This is a genomic window from Plantactinospora solaniradicis, assembly GCF_042658085.1.
Classification (GTDB): Bacteria; Actinomycetota; Actinomycetes; order Mycobacteriales; family Micromonosporaceae; genus Plantactinospora; species Plantactinospora solaniradicis.
In genome coordinates, this window is record NZ_JBHSPR010000055.1 from 1 (window position 1) to 26,150 (window position 26,150).

15 protein-coding genes are annotated in these 26,150 nt (G+C 71.1%); 7 read left to right on the plus strand and 8 right to left on the minus strand.

All coding sequences use genetic code 11. The annotated features are described in order from the left end of the window. Positions 1-394: 394 nt before the first annotated feature. A complete protein-coding gene (locus ACFP2T_RS38865; RefSeq protein WP_377431280.1) occupies positions 395-1,588 on the minus strand; it encodes a flavin-containing monooxygenase in 1,194 nt (397 codons plus the stop codon). A gap of 100 nt (positions 1,589-1,688) precedes the next feature. Further along, positions 1,689-3,326 carry a helix-turn-helix transcriptional regulator gene (locus ACFP2T_RS38870; RefSeq protein WP_377431283.1) on the minus strand — a complete coding sequence of 546 codons (1,638 nt, stop codon included), beginning with the start codon at positions 3,324-3,326 and terminating at the stop codon, positions 1,689-1,691. A gap of 132 nt (positions 3,327-3,458) precedes the next feature. On the opposite strand from ACFP2T_RS38870, the gene ACFP2T_RS38875 reads away from it, so the two are divergent. Further along, the gene (locus ACFP2T_RS38875; protein ID WP_377431285.1) at positions 3,459-3,650 is read left to right on the plus strand and encodes a hypothetical protein; all 192 of its coding nucleotides are present in this window, start codon (positions 3,459-3,461) and stop codon (positions 3,648-3,650) included. Then, positions 3,647-5,032: a xylulokinase gene (gene xylB / locus ACFP2T_RS38880; protein WP_377431288.1), complete on the plus strand. Its 1,386-nt coding sequence runs from the start codon at positions 3,647-3,649 to the stop codon at positions 5,030-5,032. Before ACFP2T_RS38875 ends, xylB begins: the two co-directional genes overlap by 4 nt. Before the next feature lie 201 nt (positions 5,033-5,233). Here the strand turns inward: xylB and ACFP2T_RS38885 are convergent, their stop codons facing one another. The 4 genes from ACFP2T_RS38885 to ACFP2T_RS38900 form a co-directional block, all read right to left on the minus strand. Beyond that, positions 5,234-9,952 carry an outer membrane protein assembly factor BamB family protein gene (locus ACFP2T_RS38885; RefSeq protein WP_377431291.1) on the minus strand — a complete coding sequence of 1,573 codons (4,719 nt, stop codon included), beginning with the start codon at positions 9,950-9,952 and terminating at the stop codon, positions 5,234-5,236. Between the two features lie 33 nt (positions 9,953-9,985). Next, positions 9,986-11,128, minus strand: a complete 1,143-nt coding sequence (locus ACFP2T_RS38890; protein ID WP_377431293.1) for a HupE/UreJ family protein — start codon at positions 11,126-11,128, stop codon at positions 9,986-9,988. 217 nt (positions 11,129-11,345) lie between these two features. Further along, complete coding sequence (locus ACFP2T_RS38895) at positions 11,346-12,686, minus strand: S8 family peptidase (RefSeq protein WP_377431296.1); 1,341 nt, start codon at positions 12,684-12,686, stop codon at positions 11,346-11,348. A gap of 448 nt (positions 12,687-13,134) precedes the next feature. Further along, on the minus strand, positions 13,135-14,142 hold the full coding sequence (locus ACFP2T_RS38900; RefSeq protein ID WP_377431298.1) for a hydroxyacid dehydrogenase: 1,008 nt from the start codon (positions 14,140-14,142) through the stop codon (positions 13,135-13,137). A gap of 167 nt (positions 14,143-14,309) precedes the next feature. Between ACFP2T_RS38900 and ACFP2T_RS38905 the strand changes: the two genes are divergently transcribed. From ACFP2T_RS38905 to ACFP2T_RS38915, 3 genes are read left to right on the plus strand one after another with little or no spacing between them, the layout of a single operon-like run. Further along, the gene (locus tag ACFP2T_RS38905; RefSeq protein ID WP_377431300.1) at positions 14,310-15,311 is read left to right on the plus strand and encodes an ABC transporter permease; all 1,002 of its coding nucleotides are present in this window, start codon (positions 14,310-14,312) and stop codon (positions 15,309-15,311) included. Beyond that, a complete protein-coding gene (locus ACFP2T_RS38910) occupies positions 15,308-16,207 on the plus strand; it encodes a carbohydrate ABC transporter permease (protein WP_377431303.1) in 900 nt (299 codons plus the stop codon). Before ACFP2T_RS38905 ends, ACFP2T_RS38910 begins: the two co-directional genes overlap by 4 nt. Positions 16,208-16,232: 25 nt before the next feature. Beyond that, positions 16,233-17,873, plus strand: a complete 1,641-nt coding sequence (locus ACFP2T_RS38915) for an extracellular solute-binding protein (protein ID WP_377431306.1) — start codon at positions 16,233-16,235, stop codon at positions 17,871-17,873. 20 nt (positions 17,874-17,893) lie between these two features. On the opposite strand, the gene ACFP2T_RS38920 is transcribed toward ACFP2T_RS38915, so the two are convergent. Together ACFP2T_RS38920 and ACFP2T_RS38925 are read right to left on the minus strand one after the other, a co-directional pair. After that, positions 17,894-18,904 (minus strand): LacI family DNA-binding transcriptional regulator, encoded by a 1,011-nt coding sequence (locus tag ACFP2T_RS38920; protein WP_377431309.1) that lies wholly within the window; start codon positions 18,902-18,904, stop codon positions 17,894-17,896. Between the two features lie 123 nt (positions 18,905-19,027). Beyond that, on the minus strand, positions 19,028-20,980 hold the full coding sequence (locus tag ACFP2T_RS38925; RefSeq protein WP_377431312.1) for a DUF2264 domain-containing protein: 1,953 nt from the start codon (positions 20,978-20,980) through the stop codon (positions 19,028-19,030). A gap of 158 nt (positions 20,981-21,138) precedes the next feature. Between ACFP2T_RS38925 and ACFP2T_RS38930 the strand changes: the two genes are divergently transcribed. Continuing rightward, positions 21,139-23,886 (plus strand): exo-rhamnogalacturonan lyase family protein, encoded by a 2,748-nt coding sequence (locus tag ACFP2T_RS38930; RefSeq protein ID WP_377431314.1) that lies wholly within the window; start codon positions 21,139-21,141, stop codon positions 23,884-23,886. 9 nt (positions 23,887-23,895) lie between these two features. Continuing rightward, complete coding sequence (locus ACFP2T_RS38935) at positions 23,896-26,130, plus strand: rhamnogalacturonan lyase family protein (RefSeq protein WP_377431316.1); 2,235 nt, start codon at positions 23,896-23,898, stop codon at positions 26,128-26,130. Positions 26,131-26,150 lie beyond the last annotated feature (20 nt).

Genomic DNA, 26,150 nt, shown 5'->3' on the forward strand with positions numbered 1-26,150 from the left:
GCATGGATCGGCGCATCATGCTCCTTCTCTTGCGGCGGCGGGGATTCGTGGTGATGCGAGGGGCGTGGGGGTGGTGGATCCCGGCGATGGCCGCTCAGGTAGCCGCGCAGGGTGCCGTTGCCGTCCGGTTGGGGGTTGTGCGCTCGCGGAGCGGCTGACCCGACCCGCATGGCCACGCTAGGGCCGCGTACACAAGGGAGAGTTGACAGGGAATCGACATCTGCCCGCACCGATGTGACCAGCGGAAGAGCCTCAACCGATGGCATGCCAGCCGGAAGCGGAGCGGCAGTTTCCCACCGGTCGGACCGGCGGATCAGGCTTGAGGTCGTCGAGCATCGCCGGTAAGACCGGGGCGTCGGTGACCACCTCGGACGACTCGGTATCCTCACCCGTCCTACCAGGGCCGCGAGCGTGTCTTCGCGTCGGCCGCCGATGCATCCTGACCCACCCGGTGATGCGCGCGCTGGTCGGCTCCGACGTGTCCGTCGCGGCGGTCCCGGCCGCCGCCGCGGTGCCGGGCCAGGTGCCGGGCGATGTGCGCGGCGTCCCGGCCCACCCCGCCAACCAGCATCGAGCCGAAGCCGTACAGGAACGGCAGGCCGACGAAGTAGAGGCCCGGCGCGCCCGGCACCACCCCACGGATCTGGCGGGGCCAGCCGCGGTCGTCGAAGACTGGCAGGTCGATCCATCCGAACTCCTGGTGGAATCCGGTGCACCAGACCACGTTCGGCACGTCGAGCACACGGCCGTCATCGAGCAGTGGGCCGCCGTCCCGCACGCCGACGACCCGGCCGAGGTGCCGCTCGACCCCGGCCGCGACAAGGTCGGCCAACCTGGTACGCACCAATGGACCACCATGCGCCTGTACGTGCGGGCGCAGTTTCCGGCCCAGGGGGGTCCGCACGGTCAGCACGCGGTTGGCGAGGAGCCAGAGGACCGGCAGGATGCCCCGGGCCGGCCGGCCGTCGACGCGGAACGGCACCTGGCCGTTGTCCCGGCCGGCGAGCACCACGCGATGGTCCCGGGCCGCCTCCATCGCGATCTCCGCACCGGAGTTGCCAGCGCCGACGACCAGTACCCCGCCGGGACGCAGTTGCCCGGCGTTGCGGTACTCGCTGGAGTGCAACTGGACGATCCGCTCGTCCAGTTCCGGGGCGAAGTCCGGGATGGTGGGACGCTGGCAGGTGCCGGTCGCCACCACCACGTTCTCGGCCTCGAAGGTCCGCTCGCCGGCGGTCACCAGGTACCCGGTGCCGTTGCCGGTCACCCGGTTGACCCGTACACCCGTCCGCACCACCAGGTCGAAGCGGTCGGCGTACGCTTCCAGGTAGTCGCCGACCTGGTCCCGGGTCGGGTACGACCAGCCCGGTGCCGGGAACGTCCAGCCCGGCAACCCGTCGTAGCGCGCCGGCGAGAACAGCCGGAGCGAGTCCCAGCGAGCGCGCCAGGAGTCGCCGACCCGGTCCCCCGCGTCGAGGATCACGGCCGGCTGGCCCAGCCTGGACAGGTGGTGGCCGACCGCAAGACCGGCCTGCCCGGCACCGATGACGACGGTCGGGACGCGTTCGGAGCTGCCATTGTCGGCCATGCTCCGACGCTAGGTGGGGCGGCGCCGGGCGCGCTTGCGCAGAATCACCCAACCTGGCGGGCCGGCACACTGGGTGGTTCTGCCCAGCGTGTCCCCGGCGTCAGCGGATGCCGTGCTCGAAGGCGAACGCGGCGGCGGCGGTCCGCGAGCCGACCCGGAGCTTGCCGAAGATGTTGCTGACGTGCCGGGCCACCGTCTTTTCGCTGAGGAAGAGATCGGCGGCGATGGCCTGGTTGCTCTTGCCGGCCGCGACCAGCCGCAGGACCTCCAGCTCCCGGCGGCTGAGCCCGGCCGGCTCGGCCGCGGGCCGGCCGGGCAGCAGCCCGTCGACCCGGGCCAGGTCCGGGGCCGTGCCGAGCCGCCGGAACACCCGCCGAGCGGCGTCCAGCTCCAGCAGCGCCGCGTCGTCGTCCCCCAGGCCCCGGCAGGCCAGCCCGACGAGGACCCGGGTCCGGGCCACCTCGTAGGGCACGTCGAGGTCGTGCCACAGCCGCCCGGCGAGCCGCAGCGCCGGCAGCGCGGCCTCCGGCGCACCGTCGGCGAGCTGGACCGCGCCCCGGGCGTACGCTGCGCGGGCGTGCAGCGCGGACGTGCCGTACGCCTCGGCGATCACGGTCAGCTCCGCCGCGCCGTCCCGGGCCGTGCCGAGGTCGCCCGTCGACAGGCTGATCTCGACCTGGGCCGGCAGTAACCGCGCGCGCCCCAGCCGGTCGGTCGTCTCGGCCAGGGTCCGCCGGATCGCCGCCAGCGCGGTCTCCCGCCTGCCCTGGCCGAGCCGCAGCAGTGCGAGGCCGGGCTGGGTGGACCACCCGTGCTCGCCGGCCCGCCGGTACGCCGTCTCGGCGGCCGGCAGGTCCCCGGCGAGCCGGTGCAGCTCGCCGAGCCGGTAGCTGGCGGCGCCGATCACCTGCTCCCCGTACCCCTGGACCGGCTGCTCGCAGGCGAGCCTCGCCTCCCGAATCGCGTCCGACCAGGCGCCGCTCAGTTGCAGCAGTTCGGCACGGTGGACCTGGCACACCCCGGAATAGGCGCCGGTGAACTGCGGCCGGCCGTCGCACCAGGCGTTCAGGGCGAGGGTCCACTCGCGAGCCCGGCCCAGCTCCTGCAACTCGTGGCAGGCGGCGATCACGCTGCAGTAGACCCAGCCGGTGACCCGGATCGAGGACTCGCCCGCCGCGACGGCCGTCATCGCCTCGTCGAAGTGCGTCAGGCCCTCGCCGACCCGGCCCTGCTTGATTCGCACGTGTCCCTGCAGGTGGCAGGCGATGACCGCCAGATCGCGGTCGGCGCAGCGGTCGGCGATCTCCAGGGCCCGGCGGGCGGCGTCGAGGGCGGCGGCGTGCTCGCCGTTCCGGAGCAGCCGTTCCGCCTCCGGCACCAGCAGGTAACCTCGCTCGTCGCAGTCGGGCCGCGGCCGGACCAGCCGGGCCGCCCGGGCGATCCAGCCGGCGGCGTGCGCGAACTCACCGTTGAAGCCCAGCGCGAGGTAGAGCCAGAACGCGGTGCGCACCGCAGGACCGATCGCGCCGGCCTCGGCGTGGGTCTGGTAGACCCGTTGCAGGGCCCGCACCGCCTCGTCGCGCCGGCCGAGCATGTGTGCGTCCTCGGCGAACCGCTCCAGGTCGTCGATCGCCAGCGGAGCGACCGCGTCGACCGCCGCGAACCCGTCGACCGCGTCGGCGAACTCCTGCCGCCGATGGGACTCGCGGGCGTGGTCGAGCAGTTCGATCGGGTCCACGGGCTCCTCCGGGGTCCATTGAACCGCGCGCTCCGGCCGGACGGCCAGCGGCCCGGACCACTTTGGCAGGACATTGAGCTGACCGGTTGGTGGTCGTAAGATCAGCCAACCGCAAGCTACGGAGGCACCGCGATGAGTGGCGTCACGTCTACTCGGTGGGCCCGGTACTCGTTCGGATTGTGGACGGTCGGCTACGACGGCCGTTCCGCCATCGAACCCACACCCGACGAGTCACGTGACATCCTGGGGCCCACCGTCGGGCACGCGCCGGCGTTCGAGCGCCTCGACCAACCGGCCATGGAACACCTGCTGGGCGTGCGATGACGCTGGTTGCCGGGGTCGACACATCGACGCAGTCGACCAAGGTCGTGGTGTGCGACGCGGACACCGGCGAGGTGCTCCGCGAGGGCCGCGCCGCACACCCCGACGGTACCGAGGTCGATCCGCGGCTGTGGTGGGCCGCGTACGAGCAGGCCAGCGCCGGACTGCTGGACGGTGTCGCCGCGATCGGAGTCGGAGGGCAGCAGCAGGGCATGGTCTGCCTCGACGAGGCCGGCGAGGTGGTGCGTCCCGCCCTGCTGTGGAACGACACCCGCTCGGCGCGCGCCGCGGTCGACCTCACCGGCGAACTCGGCGGCCCGCAGGCGTGGGCCGACGCGGTCGGGCTGGTGCCGGTGGCCAGCTTCACGGTCACCAAGCTGCGCTGGTTCGCCCGCGCCGAGCCGGAACTCGCGGCCCGGACCGCCACGGTGCTGCTGCCGCACGACTGGCTCACCCACCGGCTACGCGCGGACGGCGGCGAGCCGACGACCGACCGCGGCGAAGCCTCCGGTTCCGGCTACTGGTCGCCGGCGACTGGGAAGTACCGCCGGGACCTGCTGAAACTCGCGTTCGGCCGGGACCTGGCGGTCCCACGGGTCGCCGGGCCCGCCGAAACGGTCGGCGAGACCGCGTCCGGCGCGGTGCTCGCGGCCGGCACCGGCGACACCATGGGCGCGGCACTCGGCGTCGGCCTGCGGCCCGGCGACGTGGTGGTGTCGCTGGGTACCTCGGGGTGTGCGTTCGGGGTGAGTGAGGTTCCGACCGCCGACGCGAGCGGGCTGGTGGCCGGCTACGCCGACGCGACCGGCCGGTTCCTGCCGCTGGTGTGCACGCTCAACGCGGCCCGGGTGCTGGGCACGGTCGCCGACCTGCTGGGCCGGTCGCTGGCCGAGCTCGACGAGTTGGCGCTCTCGGCGCCGCCGGGCGCGGGCGGGTTGACGCTCCTGCCGTACCTGGACGGGGAACGTACCCCCAACCTGCCCGACGCGCGTGGTCTGCTCGCCGGGCTGACGCGGGCTAACGCGTCGGCGGCGAACCTGGCGCGGGCCGCGGTGGAGGGCATGCTCGGCGGCCTCGCCGACGCCCTCGACGCGCTCCGCGCCCAGGGCACCCCGGTCAACCGGGTGCTGCTGATCGGCGGCGCGGCCAAGTCCCGCGCGGTACGGGCGGTCGCGCCGGCGCTGTTCGACGCGCCGGTGAGCGTGCCGAGCCCCGGCGAGTACGTCGCGCTCGGGGCTGCGCGTCAGGCGGCCTGGGCGCTGTCTGGCGGTGCTGAGCCGCCGCAGTGGCCGGTCGCGGCCGAGGAGGTCGCCGCCGCCGGTACTCCGGAGGTGCACGAGCGCTACGTCGACGTCCGCCAACGGGCGCTACGGCTGCTGACGTAACGGGACGGAGCACGGCGGGTCGAACGCGGCGGCGCCGGCTCCCCCGCCCTGCGGGGTTTCGAAACCCTGTCGCCGAAACCTCCGTACGCCCGAATCATTCTCGGTGATTCGACCGTCGGGGCGCGGCCGCCGCCGGCTCGCCGCACGGGGGGGCCGGCCCGGTTGGAGTCCAGGGCCGGCCCCGTGTGGGGTGGGTGTGCGTTACGGCGCGGGGACGCTGTCGAGGATGCCCACCGCGTCGACGCCCGGGGTGACGACGAGCTTGCGGGTGAGGGTGTAGGAGCCACCCGCCGGCACGTCGACGTTGAACCGGCTCATCACCCAGTTGCCCGCGGCGTAGACGTCGAAGGCGCTGGCCGGCGTGCCGTAGACGAGGCCGAAGACCTGCGGGTCGGTCCCGGTCATGCCGAGGTACGGCTTGGTCGGGGCGTACGCCGCCGTCGCACCCGGCGTCACGAGGCCGGCGCCCGGGATGACACTGGCCTGACCGGCCGCGTCGTGGTCCATCGCGTCACCGGTCCACACACGCTGTGGAGCCGACCCGGAGTTGCTGAGTTCCGTCGAGACCGTGGCGAAGTTGTCGCCCGGCTTCAGCGTGTACGTCGTCGTCGCCGTCAGACCCGTGAAGCCCTTGACCGGCCCGGACACCCGGACGACGGCCTTGTCTCCGGTCGCCTGGACGATCTGGACGTCGGTCGCCGCCACCGAGCGGATGTCCCACGCGCTACCGTCGGTCGGCTGGGTCGCCGAGACGTAGGGCAGGTTGATCCAGTCGAACTGGTCGGCCATGCCGCGGACGGCGATGTCGACCGGCTTGCCGCGGGTGGCACCGGAGAGTTGCGAGTCGTTGTAGGCGTCGGCGATCGCCATCGAGAGCTTGTCGTTCTCGAGCATCACGTCGCCGTAGCCCGCCTCGACCAGACCCGAGCCGATCTGCTTGCCGTAGCTCGCCTCGACCGTGACCGGGCTCAGCGCGACGTCGGCGACGCCGCTGCCCGCCGCCGGCACGGTCACCGTACCGGTGGCCGTCGTGTAGCCCAGCTTGGACACCCGGACGTCGTACCGGCCGGCCGGGGCCTTGACGAGGTACCTGCCCTGGGCGTCGGTGCTCGTGGTCGCGACCACCGTGCCGGCCTGCTCCAGGGCGACCCGGGCACCGGAGACGGCGGCGCCGCCCGCGGTGATCGTGCCGGCCGCGCGAGCGGCGTCCGGGACGGCCGCGTCGTGCAGATCGATCTCGTCGGCCCACTTCGCGATGTTGCGGGTGGGGTCGCCGCCGGCGGTCGCGTAGTCGGTCAGGTGGTAGAAGCTGAACTGCTTGGTGGCACCGGGCGCCATCGTGGCGTCGTAGTAGAGACCCTCGACGTAGCCGTACGCACCGACCGCGGTCGGCGTGTCCAACGCCCACGCGAGACCGTGGGCGGCCTGACCGTTCGTGGTGGCGGCGTCGGCCCCGACGTAGACGTAGTTCCCGGTCCAGCCCGAGGTCTTCAGACCCGGGTTGACGCCGCTGAACCCGGGGATCCGGCCGTTGTCGGCCGAGCTGTCGGGGTCGATCATGTAGTTGAAGTAGCCCTGGTAGTCCGTCGTGCCGGTGTTGGTCAGCGTGACCGTCATCTTCACGATCGGAGCGTCGGGCAGCGTCGCGTAGCGGACCTGCGCCTTGATGGCCGGGTTCGCCCGGTACTGACCGTTGCCGACCACGGCGGCGCCGTCGACCGCGAGGTCGGGCAGGTCGAGTTGGTCGTTCGGCCGGTCCCACGAGTCGGGCGGCGTGAGGCTCGGACGCAGCAGCATCTCGCCCCAGTCGAGGGTCTCGGCACCGTTGGCGTCGTTGAGCATGATGTCCGACAGCGCTCCCTGGCCCAGACCGCCGACGCCGTTGTTGCCGCCGACGCCGTTGTTGCCCGCGGCGTACGGCGTCACGGACGCCCGGATCTTGTCGTTGGCCAGGTAGTAGTACTCGGTGCCGGTGACGACGTCCGTGCGCGTGCTGCCGTTGCCGTAGTCCGGCGCGTACGTCGACTTGCCGGCGGTCGGGTGGATCACCTTGATCAGCTTCAGGTTGACCGTCGTGTTGCCGGTGGTGCGGACCGTGACGCTGGCCGTCGAGCGACCGTCGGCGATCAGGCCACGCTTGGCCGCCGTGACGGTCCAGGTCGACGCCGGCAGACCGATCCGGTAGCGACCCTTGGCGTCGGTGGTGGTCACCGCGGTCTCCTGACCGTCGGCGACGGTGGTGACCTTCGCGCCGGCGATCGGAGCGCCCGTCTCGGGGTCGCTGACCGTGCCGGTCACGGTCGCCCAGCGCTGTGCGGACTCGCCGCCTGGCACGAAGGCGTAGAGGTTGCCGTCCCAGGCGCCCGTCACGACGGTGTTGCCGCTGACGGCCGGGCCGGCGCCCACCCAGGTGCCGATCTCGTGGCTCCACAGGATCTGGCCGGTGTCGGTGGCCAGGGCGTAGAACCTACCGTTGTTGGCGCCGACGAAGAGCGTGTCGCCAGCCACGACCGGGCTGGACATGACGCCACCGTGGTAGATGTCGCCGGGCAGCACCCGCTCCCATGCGACGTTGCCGGTCTGGGCGTCGAGGGCGACGACGGCGCCGCTCGGGAAGCCCATGTAGACGAGGCCGTGCTTGACGGCCGCGGCGCTCGGGGTCGAGCCGCTCGAGACGAGCGAGGAGCGCGGGCTCCGGTACGTCCACAGCGTCGCGCCGGTCTTGGCATCACGGGCGACGATGCCGTTGTTGGCCCCGATGAAGACCTTTCCCTCGGCCGCGGTCGGTACGCCGTCCTGCCAACTGCCGAGCGACTCGGCTCCGGTCCACTTGCGGGCGCCGGTGGTCAGGTCGTAGGCGAGCACGCGGTCAGCGGTCTCGTTGCCGACGTAGACGGTGCCGTCCAGGACGGCGGGCGTGCCGTCGCTCATGGTCGCGCCGGACATCGGGGAGGCCCAGATCTGCCGCCCGGTGCGGGTGTCGAGCGCCTTGAGGACGCCCTGGCTGCCGATGCCGAAGCGGGTCTGGTAGGGCCAGAGCACGGTGTGCCCGGAGACGGCCGGCGAGTAGTAGCCGTAGGTCCGCTGGTTGTTCGGGGCCGGCGCCTGCTCGGGCACGGCCTTCCAGCGGAGTTTGCCGGTCCTCGCGTCGACGGCGTAGAGCTCCGAGCCGAGGGTCGGCGCGAAGATCAGGCCGTCACCGTAGGCGAGGCTGCCGTGGATCGACTGCGGCACCTTGAAGTTCCACAGCTCCTTGCCGTCCTTGAGCCCGACGGCGTAGATCCGGCTGTTGCCGTCGCCGTTCTCGTCGCGGGTGCCCGCGTAGACGACGCCGTCGTGGATGACCGGCGACCCGGTGAGGAAGGTGCCCTCGGTGCGGAAGCTCCAGGCCAGGCGGCGGCCGGCCTCCTGCGCCGGCGCGACACCGGAGTGGGCCTCGTTGCCGTGGTGCTGGTTCCAGTCACCGCCGGCGACCGGCCCCAGCGCGGGCTCGCGGGTGAGGGTGAAGTCCGCCGATTTGGTCCAGGTTCTGCCGTCCGCGTCGACCACCTGCACGTCGACGCGGTGCTTACCGACCTTCTGCAGGTTGCCGGGCAGGTTGCCCTGCCAGGTGAACTCGCCGCTGTGGCGCAGCGGCCTCCACTTCCTGTCGCCGGCGATCCGGTAGCTCGCCTCGAGAACCTCGTCACCGGTGTCGTAGGCGTTGATCTGGATGCCCGGGAACTTCGCGGCCGGCACCTTCGAGCCGGGTGCGGGGCTGACGATGGTGAGGTGCTCGTTCTCGCCGTACATCCGGAACGGGTTGTCGAAGCCCCGACCCGCCATGTGGATGTAGCGGAAGCCGCGGGGCGCGTTGTCGATCGTGTAGGAACTCGACACGGTCTGGATGTGCTTGGCGGCCCTGGCGAACGCCGAGTTGTTCTCGACGTGGTTGGAGTGCTCGTGGCCGACCAGGATCAGCTGCGCCTTGTACTGCTCGAGCACGTCACCGAAGGCGTCGTACGTCGACGGCGAACCGAACGGGACGTTCATCGGCTGGTGGGTGAGGACGACGACCTCGATGTCGTTCTTCGGGTTGTCGTCGAGCGGAACGCTCGCGGCGAGGTCGTCCTTGAGCCAGTCAAGCTCCTCGTCGAACGGCGCCGAGCCGTTGTTCTCGAGCACCACGAAGTGCCGGTTGCCGTAGTTGAACGAGTACCACTCCGGACCGACGTTCCGGCGATAGTTGTCGATCTTGTCCGCGTACGCCGACCCTCCCGCGTACTCGTGGTTGCCGACGGCCGGCCACACGCCGACTGTCGACTGCTGGGTGCCGCGGCGATACGTGTCGAACTGCCCCTGGCTGGCGTCGTTGGTGAGGTCGCCGCTGACCGCGATGAAGCGCAGGTCCGTACCCGTGGAGTTGATCTCGCGGATCTGGTCGGGCAGCTGCGCGTTGACGTGCGGGTCGGCGATGTTCGCCCAGGAGAACGTGTTCCCGTCGGAGATCCGGTCGCGCTCGACGGCGAAGTCCGCCGCGGGCGTCGCGCCGTCGACGAGCTGGCCGAGGTTGGCCCAGAACCTGGGCTCCTTGAACTCGTCGAGGCCGAACTGGTAGCCGCGGGGCTGAGTGGCCCACACGATGTCGGTCGTGCGGCGGTCGGTCGAGATTGTCAGGGAGTAGCTGCCGTCGGCTGCGCTCGTGGTGGCGACCACGCCGTCGGAGACGCGGACGCCGGCAAGACCGGCCTCGCCGTCGCTCCGTTCGCCGTCGCCGTTGGCGTCGACGTACACGGCGCCACTGACGGTGGCCTCCGGCGGGTCGATAGCGTACGCCACGTACGACGTCATCGGGCCCGCCACGACGCTGGCGGCGAGCCCCAGCGTGGCGGTGTACAGGACGACGCGCAGGCGCGCGCGTGTCCAGGCTAACGCGGACATCGGGATCCTTCGGGATGGGGTGGGAAATGGAAGTCAGGTCAGGATCGGCGAACGTTCGACGAACCAGACCAGACCGGCACCGGCGACGGCGACGGTCGCCGCGACGGTGCCGAGCGTGAGGACGCGAGCGGCGACCGGCGCGGTCGCGGCCCTACGCAGGAACAGCAGCCCTGGGAAGGCGAGCCCGATGATCGCCAACTGGACGAGTTCGATGCCGACGTTGAAGGAGACCAGGTCGGCCAGCGTCGAGACCGACAGCGGCCCGTCGACACTGAGCGCGCCCGCGAAGCCGAGCCCGTGCAGCAGCCCGAAGCCGAAGACCACGGGCAACCGGTGGCTCGTCCTCGGCGAGATTAGGTTGTCGACCGCGACGAACGCGATCGACAGCGCGATGAGCGGCTCGACGATCCACCCGGGCACGCTGACCCAGCCGATCGCGGCCAGCACCAGGGTCACCGAGTGTGCGACCGTGAAGGCCGTGGCGACCTCGACGACGTCACGCAGCCGCTTCGCGCCCAGCAGCAGCGCCAGCAGGAACAGCACATGGTCGAGCCCGAAGAGCAGGTGCTCCGCCCCGAGCCGGACGAACCGCGGGATCTCGCTCCGCAGCTCGCCGTGCCCCACGGTAAAGCTGGTGCGGGCGGTGTCGAGCAACGTCGAACCGCGGCGCCCGTCGATGTCGTAGGCCACCATCGTGGTGGTGTCGTCGACGACGCCGTCGGAGACGCGGAAGATGTCGGTGCGGACGGTGAGCGGGCCGGACGCCGGGCAGTCGTAGGAGAGCGCGACCTGCACCGCGCCGGAGTCGGCGAGTTCGACGCGGGCGTCGTCCTCAGTGGTGCACACGATCGAGCTACGGCGGAGGAGCAGCCGCTCGCCGAGGTATGCCGCCACGTCGCTCGCGTGCGCGTCCAGCGAATCGCGCCGCACCTCGGTCGGCACCTCGGCGGCCGCGTCGCCCACGCCGACCGCGTCCGCGTCCGGGTTCGGGTTCGGACCACCGTCGAGACTCAGCAGCCGGGCGAGGACGTCGTACTCCACGTCGACGACAGCCGCGACGCTGTCACCCTGGCTACGCAGGTCGACCGCGACCGTGGTCGCGCGGACGTGCGCCTGCGCCGGAGCGGCGACGAGGAGCACGGCAACAAGGGGGGCGAGGAACGCCAGTAGCCGCACAGGCAAGAACCCTGCAGCGCTCGCTCCACCCTCGGCAACTCGAAACGGCCCTATTCACCGAACCTTCCGATGCCGGTCACCCACCCACCGGAATCCGGGCTTTCGGGCCGGCCACGAGGCCCGCGTACGGAGCCGGGTGAACTCGGCGGCGCGACTCGGCAGCATCCGGCTGAGGGCGGTCCCGCCCGGTCTGGCACCGAGCGGGACCGCTGTGGGTTCAGGAGGAGGGCACGTACAGCATCCGGCTGGTCGTGTTCGGCCGGGTGTTGTAGACCACGCCCGAGGTGGCGTTGGCGAGCACCTGGGCGTGCACCTGCGCCGGCGTCCAGGTCGGATTGGCGGCCAGGATCAACGCGGCGGCGCCGGCCACGTGCGGAGTGGCCATCGAGGTACCGGTCTTGACGGCCACCGCGGTGTCGTTGGAGTGACCGGCGGAGACGATGTCCTGCCCGGGGGCGAACAGGTCCACGCACGGGCCCTGGTTGCTCAGCCAGGCGGCGGCGTCGTCCGGCCAGGTGTACCCGACGGTGATCGCCGCCGGGATGAAGGCCGGGGTCTTCTCACAGGCGTCCCTGCCATCGTTACCGGCGGACGTGACGACGGTCACCCCCGAGTTGATCAGACCGTTGGTCGCGGCCTCGTATGCGCCGGGACTGAGCGAGACCGATCGGCCGAAGCTCATGTTCGCCACGGCGGGACGTTGTGCATTCGCGGTGACCCAGTCGATCGCCTGGGTGGTCGCGGCGATGTCACCGCTGGCGTCGCAGGCAAAGATGCGTACCGCGACCAGGGTGACGTTCTTGGCCACTCCGTACGTCGTGCCGCCCAACGTGCCGGCGACGTGGCTGCCGTGCCCGTAGCAGTCGTCGGCGGTCCCGCCGTCCACCACGTCGATGCCGTTGACGACCCGGCCGCCGAAGTCCTGATGGGTAGCACGGATGCCGGAGTCCAATACGTAGGCGCGCACGCCCGAAGCGCCCGAGGTCGGGTAGCTGAAGGAGTTGTTCAGCGGCAGGTTGCGCTGATCCACCCGGTCCAGCCCCCATGACGGCGGATTCGGCTGCGTGCCCAGCGGGACGACGGATGCGGCGCTGTCCTCCAATCGCACCCGACGGTTCTGCTCCACGAAGGCCACCGACTTCTCGGCGGCGATACGCCGGGCCGTCGCCTCGTTGGCCTTGATCGTGAAGCCGCGCAGTGCGGCGGAGTACCGGTGGCCCACCGTCCCGCCGTGCCGGTCGGTGAGTGCCTGTGCCGAGCGGTCCACTGCGGCCTGCGCCGCCCGCTGATCCGAGGTGGACGGAACTCCGCCCGGCGCTTCGCCGTCCTTCGTCAGCACGCCGCTGCCCTTGAGCACGACGCTGTCCTTCAACACGACGATGTAGCTGCCCTGCACCGCGGCCGGCTCGCCGGCGCCGAGGATCGCACCCGGCTCGGCCGAAGCTGGTGCGGCGGCGCTGACGAGCGACGACGTCCCGACCACGACGGCCACCGACATCGCGCCGAGCCGACGCGAGATGTTGTTGTACCGGTGCAAATTGGCATGCGGAAACCGCATCAACTGCCTCCCCGATCGATCCCCGTTGCGGTCCCCGTTGTCCCGCACCCCGACGGAGACATCGATCAGTGCCGAGGTTATCCGGTGACGGATCGGAATGCGCGAACGCGCCGACGGCGAGGCGCGCGAAGGGCTCACTCGGCCCACCGGGGCGCGCCGAGCATCGCGTGCAGAGTGCCGGCCCCAGGTGGCGCCGCGCACACCCACTAAGCATCCTAGGAGGATAGGCATCTGGTCGTACCGACGCGGTCGCCTCGTTCGGCCGGGCACGGCGGCCGAACGACGCGCGGCGCTGTCGCGTTGCCGGTGATCGTGGGGCCGGTGATCGTGGGGCCGGTGATCGTGGGGCCGGTGATCGTGGGGCCGACGCAGGCTGACGGGCGAGGCTACCGAGTCGTCGTCCGCCGTAGCCGTGGATACCGGTCGCGCGCCGGCAGCGTCCGCAGCGTCATGCCAACCGGTTCAGGTCGTCCGCGCGGATGGCGCCGAGTAGTGGCTCACCTCGAACGAAACGTTCGACCTCTGCTACGGCGAACTCGCCGAGGCGGCGTAGCTCGTGTCCCTGCGAGCCGGCCAGGTGTGGGGTGACCAGCACGTTGGGCAGGCGCAGGAGCGGGTGGTCGGGCGGGAGCGGCTCGGGGTCGGTGACGTCGAGCACGGCGTCGATGCGGCCCTTGGCGCAGTGGACCGTGAGGGCGGCGGTGTCCACGAGGGACCCGCGGCTGGTGTTGATCACGGCGGCGCCGTCTTTGAGCAGGTCGAGCCGGCGGGCGTCGAGCAGGTGATGGGTCTCCGGTAGTGCGGGCGCGTGGATGGTGAGCAGGTCGCTGCGGCGGCACAGCTCGTCGACGTCGACCAGCTCCGTGCCGAGGGCGCGGGCGTGCGTAGCGGTGAGGTACGGGTCGGCCAGGAGCAGCCGCACGTCGAAGGCGCGCAGCCGGTCCAGGACGAGCCGGCCGGTGCGGGACGCGCCGATGATTCCGATGGTGGCGCCGTAGAGTCCGGTACCCGCACCCGAGCGCCAGTCTCCGGCGGCGCGGTGATGCGCGAACCGGTGGGCTCGGGTGAGTACGCGTTTGGCGGCGAGTACCAGGGCGGCGACCGTGTACTCGGCGACCGGTACGGCGTTGGCCTGCGCGGCCGAGGAGACGGCGACGCCCCGGGCGAACACGACCGGGCCGACATGCCGCTTCACCGAACCAGCGGCGTGGATGACGGCGCGCAACCGTGGCGCGGCGGTGAGCACGGCCGCGTCGATGCGCGGACAGCCCCAGCCGGTCAGCAGGATGTCCACATTGCGGAGTGCGGCGCCGGCCGCCTCGGTCCCGAACGACGTGAGGTTGGCGTCCGGTTCGAGCCGTACCAGCGTCCGCAGCCGATCCATCAGGTCGGGCGGGAGCAGGTCGGGCAACGCCCAGGGCTGCATGGCGAGGATCGCGACAGGGCGTGCCGGCACGAGCGGGCCTCCGGTGGGTTCGGATATGTAAACGCTTACTTGGCGTCAACCCTAGGCTGCACAGCCAGAAGAGGTCCACATGTTGACTAGCCTACGTAAGCGCTTTATCTTCATGCCACCTTGTTTCGGCCAGATGACGATGGTGACGATCCCGGGAGGCCGTCGACGTGAGCGCGATCGATGCGAAGCGGTCGTCCGACGTCGGCCGGCGTACCGACGCCGCCGGGGACCTCGGCGAGCAGCGCGCCGCCCCGAGGGCGCGGATGGGCCATCGTCAGCGGATCCGACGGGACCGGATACTGCTGCTGTTGATGGCCCCCGGCGTGGCCTACTTCCTGGTCTTCCACTACGGCGCGCTGTTCGGCAACACGCTGGCCTTCCTCGACTATGTGCCGTTCCTGGGCATCGCGGGCAGCGAGTGGGTCGGGTCGGCCAACTTCCAGCAGATGTTCGGCGATCCGGATTTCTGGAACGCCGTCCGCAACACCGTGCTGATCGCCGGGCTTCAGCTGGTGTTCTTCTTCCCTGCGCCGCTGGCGTTGGCGCTGTTGCTGCACAGCCTGGTGGGCCCGGTCGTCAAGCGGTTCGTGCAGAGCGTCGTCTACCTACCGCATTTCCTGTCGTGGGTGATCGTGGTGGCGTTGTTCCAACACATGCTCGGCGGCGCCGGGGTGGTCAACGGCTGGCTGGGCGACCTGGGCCTGGGCTCGATCCACGTCATCGGCAACCCGGACGCGTACAGGCCGCTGGTCGTCGCGCAGGTGATCTGGAAGGAGTGCGGCTGGGCGACCATCATCTTCCTGGCCGCGCTCTCGCAGGTGGACGAGCAGCAGTACGAGGCGTCGGCCCTCGACGGCGCCGGCTGGTGGCGGCGGCTGTGGCACGTGACGCTGCCCGGTATCCGGCCGGTGCTCGTGCTGCTGCTGGTGCTGCGGTTGGGTGAGTTCCTGGACGTCGGCTTCGAGCAGTTCTTCCTGCAACGGCAGGCGGTCGGGCCGGAGGCGGGAGAGGTGCTCGACACTTTCGTGTACTTCACCGGCTTCGCCAGTGGCGAGTTCGGCTACGCGGCCGCGGCCGGGTTGTTCAAGGGGCTGATCGGCGTCGCGTTGGTGTACACGGCGAACAAGGTGGCGCACCGGCTCGGCGAGCAGGGGGTGTACCAGCGATGAGGACCACGGTCAAAGGCAGGCGGGCGGGATATCCGGCCTGGCAGGGCCGTCCCGGGCCGGGGATCCGGTTCGCGAAGGCGGTGGCGCTCGCCGTCGTCGTACTGCTCGTCGTCTTTCCGCTGTGGACGGTGCTGGCGACCAGCCTGGCCGAGCCGCAGGAGGTGATCGCCAACGGTGGCTGGGTGGTGTGGCCCCAGCGGGTCACCTTCGGCGCGTACTCGGAGATCCTCGACGGCGGGATCGTGACGCGGGCGCTGCTGGTCAGCGCGGGCGTCACTGTCGTCGGCACGGCGCTGAGCCTGGCCTGCACGGTCTTTCTGGCGTACGCACTCAGCCGGCCGAACGTGTACGGCGGTCGGCCGCTGCTGCTGCTGATCCTGTTCACGTTCCTGTTTCCGCCCGGGATGATTCCGCTGTTCCTGGTCGTGCGCACCACCGGGCTGTTCGACCAGTACGCGGCGTTGGTCCTGCCGTTCCTGGTCAACGTCTTCAACCTGGTCGTGATGCGCGGCTTCTTCCAGTCCATCCCGGCCGAGTTGCTGGAGGCGGCCCGCATCGACGGCGCCGGCGACCTGGCCATCCTGTGGCGAATCGTGCTGCCGCTGTCCAAGGCGGTGCTGGCGGTCGTCGGGCTGTTCTACGCGGTCGCCTACTGGAACCGCTTCTTCGAGGCCATCATCTACTTCAACGACCAGACCAGATGGCCGATCGGTACGGTCCTGCGCCAGTACGTGACCGGTGGCGCCGACATCTCCGGTGAGGCCGCCACCGTCGCCGCTCCGCAGTCCACCCAGATGGCCGTGGTCGTGCTCGCCACCGCGCCGATCGTGCTCATCTACCCGTTCCTGCAGCGCTACTTCGTCAAGGGCGTGCTCACCGGCGCTCTCAAGGCCTGACCACCCTCGAAGGGAGGGACCACGTATGGCTTCTCACGTCCACCGGCGGTCACTGCTGAAGCTCGCCGGCGCCGGTGCGTTCGCCACCGTGGCCGCGCCGGCCCTCAGCGCCTGCGGTGACGGCTCCGGCGGCGACGTCGGCAACGCCGGCAAGAACCTGGCGCCGTGGCCGACCTACACGCCGTTCGCCGGCCCGCGACCCGACTCCCCCGGCGACGAGTCCGGTGTCCAGCCGCTGTACCTGAACTACCCGCAGCAGGTGGTCAGGTCGGTGAACGACACCGTCGGCGACGGCTCAGAGGTCACCGCGATGGTCATCACCTACGGCGCCCCGCCGAAGCCGGTGGAGACGAACCGGCTCTGGCAGGCGATCAACAAGGCGCTGAACGTCAACCTCAAGGTCGTGGTCGTCCCGGACGCCGAGTACGGGCAGAAGATGACGACGCTGATGGCCTCCGGCGACGACCTGCCCGACATCATCATGTTCAGCCAGTTGGCGCTGCCCCGCTCGCACGAGTTCATCCAGGCCCGCTGCGCGGACATCTCCGCTCTCGTCGGTGGGGACGCGATCGGCGACTATCCGAACCTCGCCAACATTCCGACCCGCGCCTGGCAGGCCATGGGCCGCATCGACGGCAGGATCTTCGGGGTGCCGCTGGAGCGCCCGGCGCCCGGCAACAGCCTCTTCGTCAACCGCACCGCCCTGGGCCAGGCCGGCGTACCGGTGGACTGGGACACCGAAGGGTTCCTCACGGGTCTGAAGCAGGTCACCGCCGGCCGTCGGTGGGGCATCGCCGGGTCCAAGCCGCTGTTCGGCGGGCTCGGCGCGATCACGTTCCATGCCGGCTCGCTCGGCGCACCGAACGCGTGGCGGTTGGACGGCGGGAAGTTCGTGAGCACGTTCACGACGCCCGAGTTCGAGGAGGCGCTCGGCGTCATGCGCCGGCTCGCCGAGGCCGGCGCCTACCACCCGGACAGCCTCTCGATCAGCTCCACCGACCTGCAGACGTTCTGGCACAACGGCACCGTCGTCTCCACCACCGACGGCTTCGGTTCGGTCAAGCTGGCCACCCTGACCAAGATCGACGACCGGTTCGAGTTCGACCTGGGCCGGCCGTACGGACCCAACCCGACGCCGTGGCGGGGGTCCGGCTACTTCGGGCACGCCGCGTTCAAGAAGGCCGGCACCGACCGGATCAAGCTGCTGCTACGGATCTGTGACTACCTCAGCGCCCCGTTCGGCACGGCCGAGTACGAGCTGGCCAACTACGGGATCGAGGGCGTGCATTTCACCAGAGACGGGAGCGGCATCAGGACCACCGACCTGTACAAGGTGGAGAACACCGACAACCTCCCGGTCAAGTTCATCGCGGTGGCGCCGGCGGTGCTGTACCTGCCGGGGTACCCGAACGCGGCCCGCGCCGTCCACGAGTGGGAGAAAGCGGTGCTGCCGAAAGCGGTGGCCGACCCAGGGCTGGGCCTGCGGTCCGCGACGCAGACCAGCAAGGGCGCCGAGCTGCAGCGCATCGTCGGGGACAGCATCTCGGCGATCGTCTTCGGTCGCAAGCCGGCCTCGGCGTGGCGGGACACCGTCGTCCAGTGGCGGCAGGCGGGCGGCGACAGGGTCGCCGAGGAACTGGCCACCGAGCACGCCGCCGCGAAGTGAGCCGGCCGCCCGGCCCCGCCTCAGGTGGGGCGGGGCCGGACCGAGTTCCGGACCACCAGGTGGGTGCCGAGGACGACGTGCGCGGGGGTGCCACCGCGCGCCTCGTGTTCCAGCGCGAGGCGCACCGCGGTGCGCCCGACCTCCTCGTGCGGCAGGTGCACGGTGGTCAGGTTGAGGTCGAGCGAGGGCGGCAGGTCGTCGAAACCGACCATCGACACGTCGTCGGGCACCCGCAGCCCCCGCTCGACCAGTGCGCGATGGGCACCGCCGGCAATGAGGTCGTTGACGCAGAAGACGGCGGTGAAGTCCGGCGACCCGGCGGCCAGCCGCTGCTGCATCATCCGGTAGCCCTCATGCCACTCCATCGTGCCCTCGACCTCCAGCGTCGGATCGTGCGGCACGCGGTGCGCGGCCAGCGCCCGGCGGTACCCGGCCAGCCGACCGTCGGCGGTGGTGTAGCCGGGGCGGTGGCCCAGGAACAGGATCCGCTCGTGTCCGGCGGACAGCAGATGGCTGGTGGCCGCGAACGCGCCGCCGGCATGGTCGTACTCCACCACGACCGCGGGCACGTCCGGGCCGAGCGGCGGGCGGCCACACAGCACCAGCCGGGAGCCGATCGCGGCCAGGGCGCGCGCGTACTGGCTCATCCGCTGCCGGTACTTCTCGTCAGCCACCACGTTTCCGACCAGGATGACCGCCTCGGCGTGCTGCTCCCGCATGAACTTGACCATCGCGAACTCACGCTCGGGATCACCACCGGTGGTGCCGATCAGGCACAGCCGACCCTCGCTGGCGGCCTGGGCCTCCACGCCCTGGGCGACGTGGGCGTAGTGCGGCGAGATCACCGAGTTGAGCACGATGGCGACGCTCTTGCTCGGCGTCCCGGCCAGCGCCCGGGCATGGGCGTTGGCCACGTAGTCCAGCTCCTTGACCGCGCGCATGACCCGCGCCCGGGTGGCCGGCGAGGCCGGGTAGCTGCCGGTCAGGATCCGGGAGACGGTCGCCACGGAGACGCCGGCACGGTCGGCCACCTCACGGATCGTGGACCGACGCCGGCCATCCACAGGTTCGCTCCGCTGCCGCACCATCGCACCACCCCGGTGTAACGATTCCAGAAAACGGTTACAGGATCATCGGCCGCGCGCTGAGCAGTGTCAAGCCGTCGACCAGTGGACCGAGGCGCCGACCACTGGATAGCGCGCGTACGCCGGTCGGGCACCGAGCATCACCTCGATCCGCTCCCCGTCCGGGAAGTGCACGCCGACCCTGTCCCCGTCGACCGCCACCACGACCGCCTCCCGCAGCGCACCGGGAACGACGCGGTCGCCGGTGAGCGCCACCAGCGAGACGTACACGGCGCTGCCACCCGGGTGGTCGGACGCGGTCAGGTACGGCGTGGCGGAGCACGCGCCGTACGCGCTGGCGTCCACCGCTCGCGCGATCGCGGCCTCACCCGAGCCGTGCAGGGCGACCACGACGCTGGCCAGTCCGTCCGGCCTGCTCACCCGTGCCCATCCGGACCCGAGGTCCGCGGCCGGCGGGCGGGCGGCGGCGAGCGCGTACCCGCCCTCGCGCACCCCGCAGCCGGGTGGCGCGGTCACCCGGTGCACCCGCAGCTCCCACGGCCCGCGCACGACCGACGCCGTCTCCACCCGCACCGGGCCGCCCGGCAGCTCGTCCTCGTAGGCCGAGGCGGCGAACCGGTCGTACGCGGCGATCGGCTCGATCCGGCGGCGACGCGAGACCGTGCCGTCCGGTGCGACGACGGCGAGGTGGCCGTCGACTGCCCGCGCCCGGGCCTCCTCACCGGTCTCCGGGGCGGCATGGGAGGCGTACCCGAGGCGGGTGTAGTGCGGGTCCTCCAGCCCGTTGGCCGCGAGGTGGCGGGCCCGGTCGCTGCCGTGGTTGACCACCCGCACGATCCCGTCGTGGCGGGTGGCGTGCAGCAGCCAGCCGGGGCCGGGCATCGCCACGACCTGGTCGCCGTCGTCGATCGGGGCGGCGGCCTCGCGCACCGTCCACGACGGGTGGTCGGCGGGCAGTAGCAGCCCGAGAAAGGCCTTGCTGGCCCAGTACGGCGACGCCGGCCCGGAGTAGGGCTGGGTGCAGGGCAGGAAACGTTCGTACCAGCCGAGGTCGAGCAGCCCCCGCTCGTCCGGCACGCCCCGCTCGACAAAGTGCCGGAGCACGCCGCTGGCGATCCGGCGGGTGCGGCCGGGCGGCAGCGCGCTGACGTCCATCAGCTCGCCGAGCCACAGCGGAGCGACGCTGGCGAACCGATAGCACAGCGACCGGCCCTGGTGCACCGGGGCGCCGTCCCGGGCGAACATGTGCTGGTACTGCGCCAGAAACGCGCGCAGCCGCTGCCGGTACCGGTCGGCCCGTTCCCGGTCGCCGGACATCCGGGCCCACATCAGCGGGTACAGGTGCATGGCCCAGCCGGCGTAGTAGTCGAAGCACTGGCCGGCGCCGTCGGTGTACCAGCCGTCCCCGACGTACCACTGTTCGATCCGTTCCAGCCCGCCGTCGATCTCGGCCGTGTCGTGCGGCCCTCCGACGTTGACCAGGAACTGCTGGACCACCACCGGGAACAGCACCCAGTTGCTCTGCCACGTCCGCTTGCCGGTGACGCCGGCCAGCCAGTCCACGACCCGCTCCTGCACCCGCGGGTCGAGTCGGTCGAACAGCCACGGCCGGGTTTCGTGCAGGGCGAGGGCGATCGAGGCCGCCTCCACGAGTTGCTGGGAGCAGTCGGCCAGGGACGGCCACGCGTACCGGTGCCCGGGGTCGGTGCCGTGGGTGAGACCGTCCGCGTACCGCTCGATGAGGGCCGCCGGCACGTCGCCGCCGGCGCCGGCGATGCGGAACGCGGCGAGCAGGAACGTCCGGGCGTACCCCTCCAGACCGTCGCTGGACAGGCCGGCACCGCTGGGCCGCCCGGGCAGGCGGACCTGGGCGAAGCCCGGCACGGCATGGGGCAGGACCGCGTCCAGCAGGTGGTCGGCGACGGCTTCCCAGTGCGCCCTGGTCCAACCGGTGTAGGGCGAGAGCCAGCCGTCGATGGGTGCAGGTCTAGTTAAAGCGTTTGTAGTGATGAACTGGAGCATAGGACAGCGCCATGACGACGAGCAACCCTCCTCTAGCAGCGAACAAAGGCGGAGTGCCTCCACATTGACATCGATGCAACTCTCTGGTTACCTGCACGACATAGTAAGCGTTTCCACAGCGGCCTCCGGCCGCGATCCCCCACGAAGTGGAGTGCGCTATGCCCCAACTGCCCAGACGCAGCCTGCTGATGGGCGTCGCGATCGCCGGCGTCGCGACCCAGGTCCCGAGCATCCGACCGGCCGCCGCCGCACCGCACCGCACCGCGCCGGCCGGCGAGCGGACCGGTGCCGCCCCCGGCCTCGACGCCGGCGTGCCGCTTCGCTGGCTCGAGGGCGGCACACCCGCAGCCCTGGTCGGCGCCACCTGGGGCGTGCCGTGGCCGCGCGGTGCCCTGGCCCGTGGTCAGGAGCTTTCCTTGACCACCACCGCCGGCACCGTGGTACCCGTGCAAACCTGGCCGATCGGGTTCTGGCCCGACGGCACGGTCAAGTGGACCGCCCACGCGGTCGGCACCGACGTCCCGCCCGCCACGGAGTACCTGCTCCGCCCCGGCCAGCCGGCCGCACCGGACGTCCCGTTGCGGGTCGTCGAGAGCGCCAAGCTGATCGAGGTGGACACCGGCGTCGTCCGCTGCCGGATCGCTCGCCGCGGCCGCGTGCTGGTCCCGGCGGTCGTTCGTGGCGACCGCACCGTCGCCACGAACGGCACACTGGTCTGTCTGCGCAAGGACGACCCCGGGGATCACGAAGCGGGCACCGTGCGACAGGAGGGGTTCACCAGCGACATCCACGCGGTGACGATCGAACAGCGCGGCCCGGTACGGGCAGTGGTGCGGATCGAGGGCCGGCACCGCGCCGACCGGGGCCGCCGCGAGTGGTTGCCCTTCACCGTGCGGCTCTACTTCTACGCCGGCAGCGACGGCATCCGGATGGTGCACACCTTCGTCTTCGACGGCAACGACAAGAAGGACTTCATCAGCGGTCTCGGCGTGCGCTTCCAGGTGCCGATGACCGACCAGCCGCACGACCGGCACGTGCGGTTCGCCGGGGACGGCGCCGGCGTGCTCGGCGAGGCGGTCCGCGGCATCACCGGCCTGCGCCGCGACCCCGGCGCGGTGGTACGGCAGGCGCAGGTAGCCGGACGCCCCACGCCCGAGCTGTCCACCTGGGACACCCGGGTGAGCAGCCGGCTACACCTCATTCCGGCCTGGGGCGACTTCAGCCTGCGACAGCTCTCCGACGGCTGCTTCGACATCCGCAAGCGCACCTCCGCCGGCCACGGCTGGATCCAGGTCGACACCGGCCGCCGCGCCGCCGGCCTCGGATACGTCGGCGGCATCTCCGGCGGCCTCGCGTTCGGCGTGAAGGACTTCTGGCAACTGCACCCGACCCAGCTCGACGTCCGCGGCGCGGCCAGCGACACCGCAGAGGTGACCGCCTGGCTGTGGTCCCCCGATGCCACGCCGATGGACCTGCGCTTCTACCACGACGGGATGGGTCAGGACACCTACCCGGAGCAACTGGAAGGGCTGGAGATCACCTACGAGGACTACGAGCCCGGCTTCGGCAGCCCGTACGGGATAGCGCGCACCACCGAACTGTCCTTCTGGGCGCTCGACGGCACGCCGTCCGCCGGCCGGATCGCCGAGCTCGCCGCTGCCGTCCGCACCCCGCCGCTGATCGTCGCCCCGCCGGCCCACCTGCACGCGGCCGGCGTTTTCGGCGACTGGAGCCCGGTCGACCGGAGCACCGACGCCCGGCGGGAGATCGAGGACCGGCTTGACTTCCTGTTCGACTTCCACCGCAACCAGGTGGAGCAGCGCTCCTGGTACGGGTTCTGGAACTACGGCGACATCATGCACAGCTACGACCCGGACCGGCACGTGTGGCGGTACGACGTCGGCGGATACGCCTGGGCCAACTCCGAACTCTCCCCCGACCTGTGGCTGTGGTACCAGTACCTGCGCTCCGGGCGGGCCGACGTGTTCCGCTTCGCCGAGGCCATGACCCGGCACACCGGCGAGGTCGACGTCTACCACCTCGGCAGGTACCGCGACCTCGGCACCCGCCACGGGGTACTGCACTGGGCCGACAGCGCCAAGCAGCTACGCATCAGCTCCGCCGCGTACCGCCGGTTCTACTACTTCCTCACAGCCGACGAGCGGGTCGGCGATCTGATGCGCGACCTCGTCGACGCCGACCGCACCTTCCTGGTGCTCGATCCGATCCGCAAGATCCGCACCGAGCCGTACGAGCCGGATCCGCACGCGCTCTCGGTCGGGACCGGCACCGACTGGAGCGGCCTGGCCGCCGCGTTCCTCACCGAGTGGGAACGCGGCGGAAACCCGATCGCGCTGCGCAAACTCGTCAACAGCGCCCGCACCATCGCCGCCATGCCCAACGGCTTCATCCAGGGCAGCGGGCTCTACGACCTGGACACCGGCGCGTACGCCCCCGCCGAACCAACGGTCTCCGTCGGCTCACTCGGCGCGGTCTTCGGCCTCGTCGAGATCTGCAGCGAACTCGTCGACCTGCTCGACCTGCCCGACTTCACCGACGCCTGGCTGCAGTACTGCCGGCTGTACAACGGCACCGCCGCCGAGCAGATCGCCGAAACCGGCGTCTCCTTCGGCAGCCTCAACCTGCGCCAGGCCCACGCCCGGCTGACCGCCTACGCCGCCGCCAGGACCGGCAACGCGGCGCTGGCCGCCCGCGCCTGGCAGGAGTTCCACACCGGCCACGCCGGCTACCCGCGAAACCTGAACTGGCGCTCCGAACGGGTCGAGGGATCCGCGGTGCTCAAGCCGGTCGACGAGGCCGGTTTCGTCTCCACCAACGCCAGTTCCCAGTACGGCCTGGCCGCGATCCAGTGCCTGGCGCTGGTCGGCGACCACCTACCTGCTTAGGAGGATCGAATGAGAAGAAGGACGAAGCTCCTCGTCGTCACCGCCGTGACGACCCTCCTGACCGGCGCCGGGGTGCTGGTCGCCGTCGGCGCGACCGCCGCCACGACCCGGTACGAGGCCGAGAACACGCCAGCCACCTGCGACGGGACCATCGCGGCGAACCACTCCGGGTACTCCGGCACCGGGTTCTGCGACACCAACGGCGCCACCGGGGCCGCGGCCCAGTTCACCGTCAGCGCGCCCAGCGCCGGCCCCGGCACCGTGGACATCCGATACGCCAACGGCGGTGCCGCCGGCCGACCCGCCGACATCAGCGTCAACGGAACGGTGGTGCAGGGCGGATTCGCGTTCGACGGCACCGGCGGGTTCAACCGCTGGGCAACCAGGACGCTGACCGTTGCGCTGAACGCCGGCAACAACACCATCCGGCTCGCCGCGACGACTGGCGGCGGGCTGGCGAACATCGACTACCTCGACGTCACGACGGGCGGCACGGCCCCACCGCCCGCCGGCGCCCGTCGGATGGAGAGTCTCGGTCGTGGCGTGGTGGCCGTGCGATCGAACAACACCCAGGTGCTGGTCGCCTGGCGGCTGCTCGGACTCGACCCGGCCGGCATCGGCTTCAACGTGTACCGCTCCACCGGCGGCGGCGCGGCCGTCAGGCTCAACTCGTCCGTGCTGACCGGCGGAACGAACTACACCGACACCACCGCGAACCTGGGCCAGCCGAACACCTACCACGTACGGTCGGTGATAGGCGGTGTGGAGCAGGCGCCCAGCGGGCCGTTCACGTTGACCGCCAACCACGCCACCGAGCCGGTGGTCCGGGTGCCGCTGCGCGCCGGCGGCGCCGTCAAGTTCGTCTGGGTCGGAGACCTCGACGGCGATGGCGAGTACGACTACGTGCTGGACCGACAGACGTCTCCGCAGACGGTCGAGGCCTACCGGGGCAACGGTCAGTTCCTCTGGTCGGTCAACATGGGCCCGAACAGCACCGACCAGGACAACATCGAGGGCGGCTCTGCCACCATCGACGTCGGACACAACGACGGCGTCACCGTCTACGACCTCGACAGCGACGGCCGCGCCGAGGTCGCCCTGCGGATCGCCAACGGCGTCCGGTTCGGCAACGGAACCACGTTCACCAACAGCGACAACAACCGCCAGTTCATCGCCATCCTCGACGGCACGACCGGAGCGCCCCGCGCCACCGCGCCGGTGCCGACCGACTACCTGGCCGACGGCCCCATGTACGCCCGGTTCGGCGTGGGACACCTCGACGGGATCAACCCGAGCCTGGTGGCCTTCATGAAGAACCGGATCGGCAGCGGCGACTTCAACCTCATGATGACCGCCTGGCGGTTCACCGGCTCGGCCCTGACCCAGCAGTGGAAGTGGCTGCGCGGCAACCAGAACACGCCCGACGGACACAACACCCGGATCATCGACGTCGACGGCGACGGGAAGGACGAGGTCGCCGAGATCGGGTTCGTGCTGGGCGGCAACGGCACCCTGAGGTACTCCATGGGACCCCAGGGCGTCATCCACGGCGACCGCTTCCACATCGCCAAGATGGACCCCAACCGCCCAGGCTTGCAGGGCTACGGCGTCCAGCAGGTCAACCCCAGCGGCCTACGCGACTACTACTACGACGCCGCGACCGGCGCCATCATCTGGCGGCATGTCGAGTCCGGCACCGCCGACGTCGGACGCGGCATGGCCGGCGACATCGATCCACGCCTGCCCGGCATGGAGGTCTGGGCATTCTCCGGCCTCTACAACGCGCCCACCAACCGGCTCGCCGAGCCCAACACCTCACTACAGCCATGGCCGCAACTCGGCCTCTGGTGGGACGGCGACACCACCATGGAACTGCTCAACGACGGCAAGATCGAGAAATGGAACCCGAACAGCCCCACCGCGAGCGGTAGCGTGCCCCGGCTGGTCAGCACCTGGAGCTACGGCGCGGTCAACGCGAGCCAGGGAGTCCAGCCCACGCTCGTCGGTGACATCCTCGGCGACTGGCGCGAGGAAGTCGTCTACACCAACGCCAGCTACAACGAGCTCATCATCTTCACCACCAACCAGCCGAGCAGCACCCGGCTGTACACGCTCGCCCACAACCCCGCCTACCGCAACGCCATGACCCTCAAGGGCTATATGCAGTCGCATCACGTCGACTACTTCCTCGGTGCAGGCATGAGCACGCCTCCCCGACCGAACATCACGTACCCGGTGCGGTGAAGACGTCGTAGACGCTCCAC

What these genes read in the sequence shown, in the direction of transcription:
- ACFP2T_RS38865 (WP_377431280.1), bottom strand. Translation starts at nt 1,588, where the DNA reads ATGGCCGACAATGGCAGCTCCGAACGCGTCCCGACCGTCGTCATCGGT.
- ACFP2T_RS38875 (WP_377431285.1), top strand. Translation starts at nt 3,459, where the DNA reads ATGAGTGGCGTCACGTCTACTCGGTGGGCCCGGTACTCGTTCGGATTG.
- xylB (WP_377431288.1), top strand. Translation starts at nt 3,647, where the DNA reads ATGACGCTGGTTGCCGGGGTCGACACATCGACGCAGTCGACCAAGGTC.
- ACFP2T_RS38885 (WP_377431291.1), bottom strand. Translation starts at nt 9,952, where the DNA reads ATGTCCGCGTTAGCCTGGACACGCGCGCGCCTGCGCGTCGTCCTGTAC.
- ACFP2T_RS38895 (WP_377431296.1), bottom strand. Translation starts at nt 12,686, where the DNA reads ATGCGGTTTCCGCATGCCAATTTGCACCGGTACAACAACATCTCGCGT.
- ACFP2T_RS38910 (WP_377431303.1), top strand. Translation starts at nt 15,308, where the DNA reads ATGAGGACCACGGTCAAAGGCAGGCGGGCGGGATATCCGGCCTGGCAG.
- ACFP2T_RS38915 (WP_377431306.1), top strand. Translation starts at nt 16,233, where the DNA reads ATGGCTTCTCACGTCCACCGGCGGTCACTGCTGAAGCTCGCCGGCGCC.
- ACFP2T_RS38925 (WP_377431312.1), bottom strand. Translation starts at nt 20,980, where the DNA reads ATGCTCCAGTTCATCACTACAAACGCTTTAACTAGACCTGCACCCATC.
- ACFP2T_RS38930 (WP_377431314.1), top strand. Translation starts at nt 21,139, where the DNA reads ATGCCCCAACTGCCCAGACGCAGCCTGCTGATGGGCGTCGCGATCGCC.
- ACFP2T_RS38935 (WP_377431316.1), top strand. Translation starts at nt 23,896, where the DNA reads ATGAGAAGAAGGACGAAGCTCCTCGTCGTCACCGCCGTGACGACCCTC.